The sequence below is a fragment of the Streptomyces sp. TRM68416 genome (assembly GCF_014596915.1).
Lineage (GTDB): Bacteria > Actinomycetota > Actinomycetes > Streptomycetales > Streptomycetaceae > Streptomyces.
Window position 1 is genome coordinate 310,495 of the sequence record NZ_JACVWU010000005.1, and the last position, 12,295, is coordinate 322,789.

Consider the following 12,295-nt stretch of genomic DNA (forward strand, 5'->3'; position numbering starts at 1 on the left):
ACCGGCAGGAACCCTCACCCCGGGATCGTCACCGTCGCCCTCAGCCCCCGGCCCGGGGCCGTGTCCACGCTGACCTCCCCGCCGTGGGCCCGCACCACCCCCTGCACGATCGCCATCCCGAGGCCGCTTCCCGCGCCTCCGCCCGCCCTGAAGAAGCGGTCGAAGACGCGGGCGGCGTCCTGCGCGCACAGCCCCGGCCCCTCGTCCTCCACCCGCAGCCGTACGACGCCGTCCTCGCGTTCCACGCCCAGGCGGACCGGGGTGTCGGCGGGGGTGTGGGTGCGGACGTTGGCGACCAGGTTGCCCAGCACCTGGCGCAGGCCCGACTCGTCGGCGTGCACCAGCAGCGTGCCCTCCGCGTCGACCGTGACGGGGCGTTCCGGCTGCTGGACGCGCAGGTCCTCGGCGGCGTCCCGGACCAGGCGGCTGACGTCGACATTGCGGAACCGGAGCTCGGGCTGCTGGTCGAGGCGGGCGAGGCAGAGCAGTTCGTCGACCAGGCGGCCCATCCGGTCGGCCTCCGTCATGACCCGCTCCCAGGCCCGCTTCCGCTGGTCGGGGTCGTTCAGCATGCCCTTGTCGTAGAGCTGGAGGTAGCCGCGTATCGCGGAGAGCGGGGTGCGCAGTTCGTGGGAGGCGTCGGCCACGAAGCGACGCAGCTGGGACGCGCTGTGCTCGCGCGTCCGGTAGGCCGACTCCACCTGGTGCAGCATGGAGTTGAGGGCCAGCCGGAGTTGCTCCACCTCCCTGGTGGGGTGGTGGCTCGAGGGCACTCTGCGGGTCAGGTCGCCCTCGGCGATCGCCGACGAGGTCTCCACCATGTCCTCCAGCGGCAGCAGCCGGCGGCGCACACCGAACAGGGTCAGGCATGCCAGCAGCGCCAGCAGGAGGGTGCCGAAGGCGAGGTCGAGCTTGAGCGCCTTGCCCATGCCCTGGTGCATGGCCTCGGTCGAGGTGGCGATCAGCACGATGGTGCCGTCCGACAGCCGGGCCCCGGTCATGCGGTACGACTCGCCCCGCACCCGTGCGTCGCGCGGCTTGTCGGCGGCGACGATCGCGGACGGTTCCCCTGCCGCGGCGGCCAGTGCGCGCTGGCGGGCGGTCGGGGCCAGCGGGCCCAGCGCCACCGGGCGGCCGGTCGGGTCGACCGCGACGTACACCACGGCCGGGGTCGGCAGCGCGCTCGCGTCCGCTCCGTCGCCGGCGAACCGGTCCAGGGCGATGCCCACTTCGCTCAGCGACTCGATCTGCCGCAGGCTGAACCCGGCATCATGGAGGGAGGCGCGCGAGTGCAGCAGCTCGGAGTCGACCTTGTCGAGCAGATAGTGCCGCGCGGTCATCAGGCTGATCGCCGTCGCCATGACGATGCCGAGGGCGAGCAGCGCCACGTTCGCCAGGGTCAGCTTGGCGCGCAGCGAGTGGATGCCGCGCCTGCCCGGCACCCTCATGCCAGCCCGTATCCCACGCCCCGCCGGGTGGTGATCACCGGCGGTCCCAGGGCGTCGAGCTTGCGCCGCAGATAGCTGATGTACGTCTCCACGACCGTCGACTCGGCGGGAGTGTGCTCGTACTGCCAGACGTGGCGCAGGAGTTCCTCCTTGGGCACGATCCGGCCGCCGTTGCGCACCAGGAAGCGCAGCAGGGCGTACTCGGTGGGGGTGAGGTCGACGGCGTGGCCCGAGCGGTGCACCGAGTACGTCGTGTCGTCCAGTTCGAGGTCGCCGTAGCGCAACGGCGGGCGCTGCGGGAGGACGTCGAGGGGGCGGGTGCGGCGCAGGACGGCGGTGATGCGGGCGATCACCACGTCGATGTCGAAGGGTTTGGTGATGTAGTCGTCGCCGAAGCCGAGGGCGCCGACGATCTCGGCGGGCGAGTCGCGGGCGGTGAGGAAGACCAGCGCCAGTTCGGGCCGCAGCTCGCGCAGTTGGCGGCCGAGGGCGCGGCCGTCGCCGTCCGGGAGCATCACGTCGAGCAGGGCGACGTCGGGGCCCGTGCGGCCGGCCAGCGCGAGGGCCTCGCGGACGCTGCCCGCGGTCATCACCTCGAACCGGTGGTAGCGCAGGGCGATGGCGAGGACGTCAGCGATGCTCTCCTCGTCCTCCACGACCAGCACGGTGCCTGGAGCCGTCATGCCCCCAGTATCCGCACGGGCACCGACAACGGGGCCGGTTCCCTGCTTTGGAGTTGCTTGAGAGTCGAGCCGGTTGCGTGTCCCAGTCCGAGCCCCGCCCACGATCCTGTTGTCCAGGACCTGGGGGACCGACCGACGACCGATGAAGGAGCGTTGAGCGTGGCGACATTGGCACGGTGGTGCTATCGGCACCGGCTGGTGGTCCTGTTGCTGTGGGTGGGGGCGTTGTTCGGTCTGGGCTTCGGCGGTTCGGCCGCCGGCACGGACTACGCGAACGTGTTCTCGCTGCCGGACACGGACTCCAAGCGCGCGTACGACCTGATGGAACGGGCCTTCCCGGAGCGCGCCGGTGACACCGACACGGTGGTGTGGAAGGTGGACGAGGGGAGCGTGCGGGACGCGGCCGTACAGTCCCGCATCGAACCGGCCCTGGCGGAGATCGGCCGGATGGACGGGGTCGGTGAGGTCACCGAGCCGCGGGTGAGCGAGAACGGGCGGATCGCGTACGCCGAGATCACCTTCAAGGAACAGGCCAACGCCATCGAGAAGGGGCTGATCGAGGACGTCGTCGACACCGCGCAGGCCGCCGAACAGAGCGGTCTGCAGGTGGAGTTGGGCGGCCAGGCCATCGCCCGCACGCAGGAGCCGCCGGCCGGCACGGCCGAGGCGGTCGGCATCCTCGCCGCGGCGATCGTCCTCTTCCTCGCCTTCGGCTCGCTCTTCGCGATGCTGCTGCCGATCGTCGTGGCGATCGCGGGCGTGGGCACCGGCATGCTCTCCACGATGCTGCTCAGCCATGTCACGGACGTGCCCGAAGTGGCCCCGTTGCTCGGCTCGTTGATCGGCCTCGGGGTCGGCATCGACTACGCGCTGTTCATCGTCACCCGGCACCGGCGCGGCATCCTGCGCGGGGCGGAGCCGGAGGACGCGGCGGTGACGGCGCTCAACACCTCCGGTCGCGCGGTGCTGTTCGCGGGTGGCACGGTCTGCATCGCGCTCGCCGGCATGCTGGTGATGAACATGCGCTTCCTGGATGGCGTGGTCATCGCCACCTCGCTGACGGTGGTGCTCAGCGTGCTCGCCGCCGTCACCCTGCTGCCCGCCCTGCTGGGCCTGCTCGGCGTGCGGGTGCTCAGCCGCCGGCAGCGGCGCCGGCTGGCCGCGACGGGACCGGAGCCGGACGAGGCGAGCGGGCTCGCGGCGCGCTGGTCGACGTACGTGCAGAAGCGGCCGCGGTCGATCGCGGCGGGCGCCCTGGTCGTCATGGCGGTGCTCGCGCTGCCCGTGCTCTCGCTCCGGCTCGGCGCCACCGACCAGGGCAACCACCAGGACTCCACGACCACCCGGCAGGCCTACGACCTGCTGGCCGAGGGCTTCGGCCCCGGCTTCAACGGCCCGCTCCAGGTGGTCGTGGACGGCACCGCCCCCGACGCGCTCGTGCGCGGCATCGAAGCGACCGAGGGGGTGGCCCAGGTCGCCGCCGCGCCGCCCGCGAACGGCGTGTCGGTGATCCAGGTGGTGCCGACCACCTCACCGCAGTCCGAGGAGACCGACCGGCTGATCGACGTGCTGCGCGACGAGGTGATCCCGGCCGCGGACGTCGACGCCCATGTGGGCGGGGTGACCGCGGTGTTCAAGGACTTCGCGGAGGTGACCGGCGACCGGCTGCCGTACTTCATCGCGACGATCATCGCGCTGGGCTTCCTGCTCCTGCTGGTGGCGTTCCGCTCGCTGGTGGTGCCGCTCACGGCCGCGCTGATGAACCTCATCGCGGCGGCGGCGTCCTTCGGTGTCCTGGTGGCGATCTTCCAGTGGGGCTGGGGCACGGAGCTGATCGGCATCGGCAAGGAGGGGCCGATCACCTCCTTCCTGCCGGTCATCATGCTCTCCCTGCTCTTCGGCCTGTCGATGGACTACCAGGTGTTCCTGGTCAGCCGGATGCACGAGGAGTGGGTGCACACCAAGGACAACGCGCGTGCGGTCCGCGTGGGCCTGGCGGAGACCAGCCGGGTCATCAACTGCGCGGCGCTGATCATGATCTGTGTGTTCTCCGCGTTCGTCCTCAGCGGTGACATGGAGGGCGCGATGGCGGGCGTCGGTCTCGCGGCGGCGGTGGCGCTGGACGCGTTCGTACTGCGTACGGCGCTGGTGCCGGCCGCGATGCATCTGCTCGGCAAGGCCAACTGGTGGCTGCCGGACGGCCTGGAGAAGCGGCTGCCGCATCTGGCGGTGGAGCCGCACGAGGAAGCGGAACCGGCCGCGGAGGGCACCAAGTCGGTCATCCACGGCTACATCCGCGCGGCGGACGGCGAGCCGGTGCAGGGCGCGGCCGTCACGCTGCTGTCCAAGGGCGGACGCCAACTGGACCGGGTGACCTCCCTGGCCGACGGCTCCTACATCGTCTCGGTACCGTCCCCGGGCACGTATCTGCTGGCGACGACGGCCGCGGCGCACGGGTCGAAGGCGCGGCACGTGCTGGTGGACGGCGAGCCGGTGGTCCACGACGTCGAGCTCGCCGAGGGCGAGGTGGACGCGGTCAACTGACCGCCTGACCCACCGCTCAGGGGCGCCCGTCCTCGGCGGGCGCCTCTTTCGCCGTACCGGCCTTCTCGTGCGCCGTACCGGGTTCCTTCGTCATGCCCGGGAGGAAGTCCGTGAACAGCTCGTGCACCTCGCGCACCAGCGGGCGCAGGACCCGGAAGCGGGCGAGGGCCACCCCGCGCGCGGTGAGGCGGGCGCCGCGCGCGGCGAGCTTGTAGCTGCGCGCGCGGTCCGGCGTCCGGTCGAAGATCCAGTAGAGCACCAGGCCCATCTGGGAGAGCCACATCAACTCCGGGAGCACATCGCGCAGATCCTCGGGGACCTTGGTCTTCGTGGCCCCCGCCAGCACCTCCCGGTGGACCTCGATCGCCTCCACGCGCGCGTGCTCCGACTCCGGAGAGAACGGGCTGAGCGGACTGTCCGGGTCGGCGGCCGTCTTGAAGAACTGCACCGCGAACTCGTGGTACGGCGTGGCGATGTCCAGCCAGGCCTTCAGCACGCCCGCCAGCCGGGCCTCCAGGTCGGTCTCGCGGGCCAGGACCTCCCGGACCGCCGCCTTGTGCTCGGCGGCGATCCGGTCGTAGAAGCCCTGGATCAGGTGCTCCTTGCCCTCGAAGTAGTAGTAGGCGTTGCCGACGGAGACCCCGGCCTCCTGGGCGATGGCCCGCATGGTGGTCCTGTCGTAGCCGCGCTCCTGGAACAGCCGCATCGCCGTCTCCAGGATCAGCGCGCGGGTCTGCTCGGACTTGCTGGGCTCGGGGCTGTCGTTCTTCGAGGGCACGGAGCGAGACTAACCAGTGCGGTTCAGGACGACTGCGCCGCCTGGTAGAGGTTCTGCGCGTCGGCGCCGAAGTACGGGCCGTACATCCGGTTGGGGAAGAAGTTGTACTTGAAGCTGTTCACCGAGGACAGCAGCCCGGTGCCGGTGGACTCGTTGAACTGGGTGAACCACGGGCCGCCGCTGGAGCCGCCGGTCATGTTGCAGGTCATGCCGTGGTCGTCGGAGAGCAGGAAGTCCCGGTTGGTGTTGCCGGAGCAGTAGATGAACTTCTCGCCGTCGTAGGGGGCGGCGGCCGGGAAGCCGAAGGAGTACATGCGCAGGTTGTAGCCGGTGTTGAAGGCCAGCCCCTGCCCGCCGACGACGTCCGTGAGCAGCCGTCCGCCCAGCGGGGCGACGACCGCGGCGCCGACGTCGTAGTTGATGTCCTCGCTCGCCGTCCACTGGGGCGTGGCGAGGGTCTTGGACGCGGTCCAGCGGCCGTGGGGCGCCTGGCCGTCGTGGTAGCCGGGGACGAAGACCCAGTTGGTGTGCCAGGCGCCGTCCATCTTCACGCAGTGGCCCGCCGTGATCACCGTGCTCTTGTTGGCGCTGGTGACGGCGTTGCCGGAACAGGACGCCGTACGGCCCTGGTAGGTGAAGAACACGCGCCCCGCGGTGGAGACGACCGCGCCGCCGCCGGTCCACTGACTGCCGCCGTTCGGGAACGCCTGGATGCCCACGTCGGTGGCGGCGGCCGGGGCGGTGGGGGCGACGGTGGCCTTCGCGCCCTTGGCCGGCGTCGAGCCGCGCGCGCCCTGACCGTCGAGCAGGTCCAGCGGGGCGGCGTCGCGCATCCGCTGCGGTGTCCAGAAGTCACGGGCCCGTTCCTGGGCGGCGGCGGTGACCGATCTGGCCCCCGGGTCGGGCGCCGGCGCCGGTGCGGCGCCGGCGGGTGCGGCCAGGGTGCCGGTGGTGAGCAGCGCGGTGACGCCGACCAGGGCACCGAGGAGGGAACGGGGTATGCGGGATGTGCCTCTCACGCGTACTCCTTCTGTGAGGGGTGCGGAGTGGATCGAACCGTGGAGCAGGGTCCCCGCCTGAGCGAAATTTTGGAAGGGTGCATGCCAAGACGTTGGCCGAAAACCGAGTGGTCGTCAGTCGGCGTCGCAGCGTGGCGGGAGGTGCATCCAGCCCAGGCTCGGCTCGTACGTCCAGCCGTCCTGCTGCCGGTACACCCGCCCGCCCCACTGTGTGCCGCGCCACTTGGCCGCGGCCAGCACCGCGCCCTTGGCGAGCCGGATGCCGGTCGGTGTGGTGAGCCGGTGCGCGAGACGCCGACACCTGCGCAGGGCCCACAGCACGACGATCCAGGCGGCGTGGGACCGGTAGACCTGCCCGGAGTCCCCTACGACGGTGATCTCGTCGAGGGTCGAGCCGTGATCGAGTCCGGGGAAGCGTCGTACGGCCTCGTCCGAGCCGGCCGGGACCAGGTCCAGCGGCACCAACTGCGGCTGCCGTACCAGCCAGTCGCGCAGGAAGGTGCACAGGGGGCAGCCGGCGTCGTACAGGACGGTGAGCCGGCGTACCGGGACGCGCCTGGCGTCCCGGTACGCGGTGGTCGTGTCCCTCATGCCTGGGCCCACTCCTGCGGAGCGACCGGGGGGAACTGCTCGCGCTCCATCACCCCGCGCCGCCGGATCCTGTTGAGGACGTACACGTTGCCCAGGTGCATCACGCCGAGCACCAGCAGCACCACGCCGAGCTTGGTGGACAGGGCCTCGAAGATGCCGCGTGTGTCGGTGATCGTCTCGTCGTCGCTCAGATACAGGGCGACGAAGCCGAGGTTGACGAGGTAGAAACCGACCACCAGAAGGTGGTTGACGGCTTCGGCGAGCTGCTCGTTTCCGCGCAGGACGTCGGAGAGGAAGATGCGCCCGTTGCGGCTGAGCGTGCGGGCGACCCAGATCGTCAGGGCCATGCTGACGACCAGGTAGATGACATAGGCGATGACCGTGCGGTCCATGCCGCCCCCCTTGTTGAACGCGTTCAAAACGCTGACAGGAGAGACTCTAGACCTGCTTTTGAACGTGTTCAACTCAAGGGTGCGGAGACCTGTGTCACGGCCGCCGCCCGAGCTCCGGCCGCTTGGAGCGGTCGGTGAACCCGATCACGTTGCCCCATGGGTCGGCGATCTCCACCGTCCATCCCGTGACCCCGGGAACGGTTCGACGAGCGGCTCGACGCCCGTGCCTCGCAGGGCCCGCGCCGCCCCGCGCGCGTCCGGCATCCTCCGCAAGGCGATGCTCCTGGCCGCCGACACGAAGATCACCGACCGGACGACCCCGAGCCGGCTGTGACCGCTCGGGGCGCCGCGGACCAGGCCGTCACACGTTTACGAACCCGTCTCTGACGATGTCCCGCGCCAGGGCCGCGCGTACGTCGGACAGTTCACCGGCGACACGGTCGGACCGCGCGGCGTCCAGCGTCACCGAGGCGGGCTCCGGCGCACTCTCCAGCAGGAGCCGGAGGCGCAGATGGGTCGGCGGGTGGCTCGCGTCGACACTGTGGCCGCGGAGTGCGCCGACACGGCGCAGGCGTTCGTGCTCCGACGCCGGGATGGACTCCATGTGGGCGGTGAGCGCCTCCCACAGACCCTCGGTGGCGGGCGCGGAGGTCCGGCTCGGCCCGTGCATCCGGCGGCGGTTGGCCTCGCGGTTCAGCGTGGTCATGATCGAGTCGGCCGCCAGCAGACGGTCCATCAGCCCGGCCGCGGCCTCCGTGGAGCCGGCACGGGCCGCCGCCGCGTCGGCCAGGTACTCGCCGCGCTGGGAGGCCTGCGCGGTGAGCAGGTCGAGCAGTATCACGACCCCGGTGATCAGCCCGCGCGGCACGAGATACACCATGTTGACGAGGAACTCGAGGATGTTCGGCTGCTCGATGCCGGAGAGGTAGTAGTGCCAGGTGGTCAGGGAGTAGTAGGCACTTCCCACGACCATGCCGTGCCGGGTGTCCCCGTGCGTGAAGTGGCCGAGCTCGTGGCCCAGGAGGGCGACCCGCTGCTGCGGCGTCAGGACCTCCCACAGCGGCAGCCCCACCGTCAGCAGCCGGCGGCGGAACCCCAGCTGCGTCACGCTCGCGTTGGCGTCGTCGTCGACGACGACGACATCCACGCCGCGAGTGCCCATGGTGGCGGCGATCTCGTCGATGAGTGCGTACAGCTCGGGCGCGTCCGCCCGCAGCAGGACCCGGGCGTCCTTGGGCAGGCGGTTCGGGCGGGGCCGTAGCGACCAGGCCAGCACCAGCAGGAACAGGCCGGGCACCATACGGAAACCACCCCAGCCGGCCACCAGGAGCCAGAGCCCGGCCGCCGCCAGGGCCACGGTCACCCCGTGCACCGCGAGTGCGATCGCGTAGGCCACGAACCCGGCGGCGGTACGCCCGTTCCGCCGCGACCCGGCCGCGGCGCCGAGCTCGGCGAAGAGCTGCTCGCCGTACCGTTGAGCCACCTTCCGGCGCACCCTGTCCAGTCCGCGTCGGCTCTTCTGCGGATCATCCTGCGGATCGACGTTCCAGTCGCAGGCCGTGCACCACACCGTGAACCGGCGTCCGCACGTATCCCGGCCCCGCACTCCGGGCACGGCTGAAGTGTCTCCTCCACAGCACGCATCGACGTGCCCTCCCCCCTGCCGCGGCCTCTCCCCAGAGGCCGCCCTGTGCATGATCGGTGCAGTGGACCACAGAGGAACCGGTGAGTAAAGCCGTGTTCTCCGAGTGCTGGGAAGACACCGAAGGGCCCCGTTCCCGAAGTGCCGGAAACAGGGCCCCGAAGGCAAGGCGAGGAAGCTCAGAAGCGGCGCGTGATCAGCGCCTTCTTCACCTCGGCGATCGCCTTCGTGACCTCGATGCCGCGCGGGCAGGCGTCCGTGCAGTTGAAGGTCGTGCGGCAACGCCACACACCGTCACGGTCGTTGAGGATCTCCAGGCGCTGCTCGCCGGCCTCGTCACGCGAGTCGAAGATGAACCGGTGCGCGTTGACGATGGCCGCCGGGCCGAAGTACTGGCCGTCGTTCCAGAAGACCGGGCAGGAGGAGGTGCAGGCGGCGCAGAGGATGCACTTCGTGGTGTCGTCGAAGCGCTCGCGGTCCTCGGCCGTCTGCAGCCGCTCGCGCGTCGGCTCGTTGGTGTCCTTCGTGATGAGGAAGGGCATCACGTCGCGGTACGCCTGGAAGAACGGCTCCATGTCGACCACGAGGTCCTTCAGCACCGTCAGGCCCTTGATGGGCTCGACCGTGATCGGCTTCTCGGGGTTGATGTCCTTGATCAGCGTCTTGCACGCGAGGCGGTTCTTGCCGTTGATCCGCATCGCGTCCGAACCGCAGATGCCGTGCGCGCAGGAGCGGCGGAAGGTGAGCGTGCCGTCCAGGTCCCACTTGATCTTGTGGAGGCCGTCGAGGACGCGCTCCTTGGGGTCGATCTCCAGCTGGAAGTCTTCCCAGGTCGCCTCCGCCGAGACCTCCGGGTTGAAGCGGCGGACCCGGAAGGTGACCGTGATGTACGGGGAGGCCGCGGACTGAGCCTCGGCCTTGTCCATAACGGGGGTTGCCATCAGTACTTACGCTCCATCGGCTGGTAGCGGGTCTGGACGACCGGCTTGTAGTCCAGGCGCACGGTCTCGGTGCCGTCGTCGCCCACCTCGCGGTACGCCATGGTGTGGCGCATGAAGTTGACGTCGTCGCGGTTCGGGTAGTCCTCGCGGTAGTGACCGCCGCGGGACTCCTTGCGGGCGAGGGCGGAGACCGCCATGACCTCGGCCAGGTCGAGCAGGTTGCCCAGCTCGATGGCCTCCAGCAGGTCCGTGTTGAACCGCTTGCCCTTGTCCTGGATCGCCACGTTCTTGTAGCGCTCGCGCAGCTCGGCGATCTTCTCGACCGCCGTCTTGATCGTCTGCTCCGTGCGGAACACCATGACGTTGGCGTCCATGGTCTCCTGCAGCTCCTTGCGGAGAGTCGCCACCCGCTCGGTGCCCGTGGACGAACGCAGCCGCTCCACCTGGTCGATCACGAGCTGCGCCGGGTTCTCGGGCAGCTCGACGAAGTCGGCCTTCTGGGAGTACTCGGCCGCGGCGATGCCCGCCCGCTTGCCGAACACGTTGATGTCCAGCAGCGAGTTGGTGCCCAGACGGTTCGCGCCGTGCACAGAGACGCAGGCGACCTCGCCGGCCGCGTACAGACCCGGCACGACCGTGGTGTTGTCCGCCAGGACCTCACCCTCGACGTTGGTCGGGATGCCGCCCATCGCGTAGTGCGCGGTGGGCTGGATCGGGATCGGGTCCGTGTACGGCTCGATGCCGAGGTACGTACGGGCGAACTCGGTGATGTCCGGGAGCTTGGCGTCGAGCTGCTCCGGCGGGAGGTGCGTGAGGTCGAGGTAGACGTGGTCGCCCTCGGGACCGCAGCCACGGCCCTCGCGGATCTCCGTGTAGATGGAGCGCGAGACGACGTCACGGGAGGCGAGGTCCTTCATGACCGGCGCGTACTTCTCCATGAAGCGCTCGCCGTCCTTGTTGCGCAGGATGCCGCCCTCACCGCGGGCGCCCTCCGTCAGCAGGATGCCCATGCGCCAGATGCCGGTCGGGTGGAACTGGAAGAACTCCATGTCCTCCAGCGGCAGACCCCGGCGGTACACGGCCGCCTGGCCGTCACCGGTCAGCGTGTGCGCGTTCGACGTCACCTTGAAGAACTTGCCGCAGCCGCCGGACGCGTAGATCACGGCCTTCGCCTGGAAGACGTGGATCTCGCCGGTGGCCAGCTCGTAGGCGACCACACCGGCGGACTTCTTGATGCCGTCCTCTTCGGTGATCAGCTGGTCGAGGACGTAGAACTCGTTGAAGAACTCCACACCCTCCTTGACGCAGTTCTGGTACAGCGTCTGGAGGATCATGTGGCCGGTGCGGTCCGCGGCGTAGCAGGACCGGCGGACCGGGGCCTCACCGTGGTTGCGGGAGTGACCGCCGAAGCGGCGCTGGTCGATCGTGCCGTTCGGCGTGCGGTTGAACGGCAGGCCCATCTTCTCCAGGTCGAGGACCGAGTCGATGGCCTCCTTCGCCAGGATCTCGGCGGCGTCCTGGTCGACCAGGTAGTCACCGCCCTTGACCGTGTCGAAGGTGTGCCACTCCCAGTTGTCCTCCTCCACGTTGGCCAGCGCGGCGGCCATGCCGCCCTGCGCGGCGCCCGTGTGGGAGCGGGTGGGGTAGAGCTTGGTCAGCACGGCGGTGCGGCTGCGCTTGGTGGACTCGATGGCCGCGCGCATGCCCGCGCCACCGGCGCCGACGATGACGGTGTCGTACTTGTGGATCTTCATGATTCTCGCAGCCCCGTGCCTAGCGGATGTTCGGGTCGAAGGTGAAGATCACCAGCGTGCCCAGCAGGATGGTGAACACCGTGGCGGTGTAGAGCAGGCTCTTCAGCCACAGCCGGGTGTTCGCGCGCTCCGCGTAGTCGTTGATGACCGTACGCAGGCCGTTGGCGCCGTGCAGCATCGCCAGCCACAGCATCAGCAGGTCCCAGACCTGCCAGAACGGGGACGCCCAGCGGCCCGCCACGAAGGCGAAGCCGATCTTGGAGACGCCGCCGTCCAGCACCAGCTGGATGAGCAGGTGGCCGATGACCAGGACGACCAGGACGATGCCCGACAGGCGCATGAACAGCCACGCGGCCATCTCGAAGTTGCCCCGGGTGGACCGGGGCGTCTTCTTGGTGCGCTTGCGCGGGGCCTCGATGAGCGGGGCCGGGTTGTCGACGGTGTAGAGGGACTCGCCCTCGACGGGGCCGATGCCGGTCGCGGTCTTCTCAGTGGTGGACATG

The 12,295-nt window shown here is 70.1% G+C and carries 11 protein-coding genes and 1 pseudogene; 1 reads left to right on the forward strand and 11 read right to left on the reverse strand.

Going from position 1 to position 12,295, the window contains the following annotated elements:
* Positions 1–14: 14 nt before the first annotated feature.
* Together ICC28_RS11165 and ICC28_RS11170 are read right to left on the reverse strand one after the other, a co-directional pair.
* Positions 15–1,448 carry a sensor histidine kinase gene (locus tag ICC28_RS11165; RefSeq protein WP_188288309.1) on the reverse strand — a complete coding sequence of 478 codons (1,434 nt, stop codon included), beginning with the start codon at positions 1,446–1,448 and terminating at the stop codon, positions 15–17.
* Positions 1,445–2,131, reverse strand: coding sequence for a response regulator transcription factor (locus ICC28_RS11170; protein ID WP_188288310.1), 687 nt, complete (start codon positions 2,129–2,131; stop codon positions 1,445–1,447). Before ICC28_RS11170 ends, ICC28_RS11165 begins: the two co-directional genes overlap by 4 nt.
* 168 nt (positions 2,132–2,299) lie before the next feature.
* Here ICC28_RS11170 and ICC28_RS11175 point away from each other — a divergent pair, with 168 nt between their 5' ends.
* Positions 2,300–4,675, forward strand: coding sequence for an MMPL family transporter (locus tag ICC28_RS11175; protein ID WP_188288427.1), 2,376 nt, complete (start codon positions 2,300–2,302; stop codon positions 4,673–4,675).
* A 16-nt stretch (positions 4,676–4,691) separates the two neighbouring features.
* Here ICC28_RS11175 and ICC28_RS11180 read toward each other — a convergent pair whose 3' ends face one another.
* From ICC28_RS11180 to ICC28_RS11215, 9 genes and pseudogenes are all read right to left on the reverse strand, one after another.
* Positions 4,692–5,453 (reverse strand): TetR/AcrR family transcriptional regulator, encoded by a 762-nt coding sequence (locus ICC28_RS11180; protein WP_188288311.1) that lies wholly within the window; start codon positions 5,451–5,453, stop codon positions 4,692–4,694.
* Positions 5,454–5,476: 23 nt separating this feature from the next.
* On the reverse strand, positions 5,477–6,472 hold the full coding sequence (locus ICC28_RS11185) for a trypsin-like serine peptidase (protein WP_188288312.1): 996 nt from the start codon (positions 6,470–6,472) through the stop codon (positions 5,477–5,479).
* A gap of 114 nt (positions 6,473–6,586) precedes the next feature.
* Positions 6,587–7,063, reverse strand: coding sequence for a thiol-disulfide oxidoreductase DCC family protein (locus tag ICC28_RS11190; RefSeq protein WP_188288313.1), 477 nt, complete (start codon positions 7,061–7,063; stop codon positions 6,587–6,589).
* Positions 7,060–7,455: a hypothetical protein gene (locus tag ICC28_RS11195; protein WP_188288314.1), complete on the reverse strand. Its 396-nt coding sequence runs from the start codon at positions 7,453–7,455 to the stop codon at positions 7,060–7,062. The genes ICC28_RS11190 and ICC28_RS11195 overlap by 4 nt, the downstream gene beginning before the upstream one ends.
* Positions 7,456–7,549: 94 nt before the next feature.
* Positions 7,550–7,719: pseudogene (locus ICC28_RS40455) on the reverse strand (VOC family protein); the annotation flags it as partial.
* Positions 7,720–7,816: 97 nt separating this feature from the next.
* A complete protein-coding gene (locus ICC28_RS11200; RefSeq protein WP_317453994.1) occupies positions 7,817–8,938 on the reverse strand; it encodes a M48 family metallopeptidase in 1,122 nt (373 codons plus the stop codon).
* 338 nt (positions 8,939–9,276) lie between these two features.
* A complete protein-coding gene (locus ICC28_RS11205) occupies positions 9,277–10,038 on the reverse strand; it encodes a succinate dehydrogenase iron-sulfur subunit (RefSeq protein WP_188288316.1) in 762 nt (253 codons plus the stop codon).
* Positions 10,038–11,792 (reverse strand): succinate dehydrogenase flavoprotein subunit, encoded by a 1,755-nt coding sequence (gene sdhA, locus ICC28_RS11210; RefSeq protein WP_188288317.1) that lies wholly within the window; start codon positions 11,790–11,792, stop codon positions 10,038–10,040. Before sdhA ends, ICC28_RS11205 begins: the two co-directional genes overlap by 1 nt.
* A 19-nt stretch (positions 11,793–11,811) precedes the next feature.
* Complete coding sequence (locus tag ICC28_RS11215; RefSeq protein ID WP_188288318.1) at positions 11,812–12,294, reverse strand: succinate dehydrogenase hydrophobic membrane anchor subunit; 483 nt, start codon at positions 12,292–12,294, stop codon at positions 11,812–11,814.
* Position 12,295 lies beyond the last annotated feature (1 nt).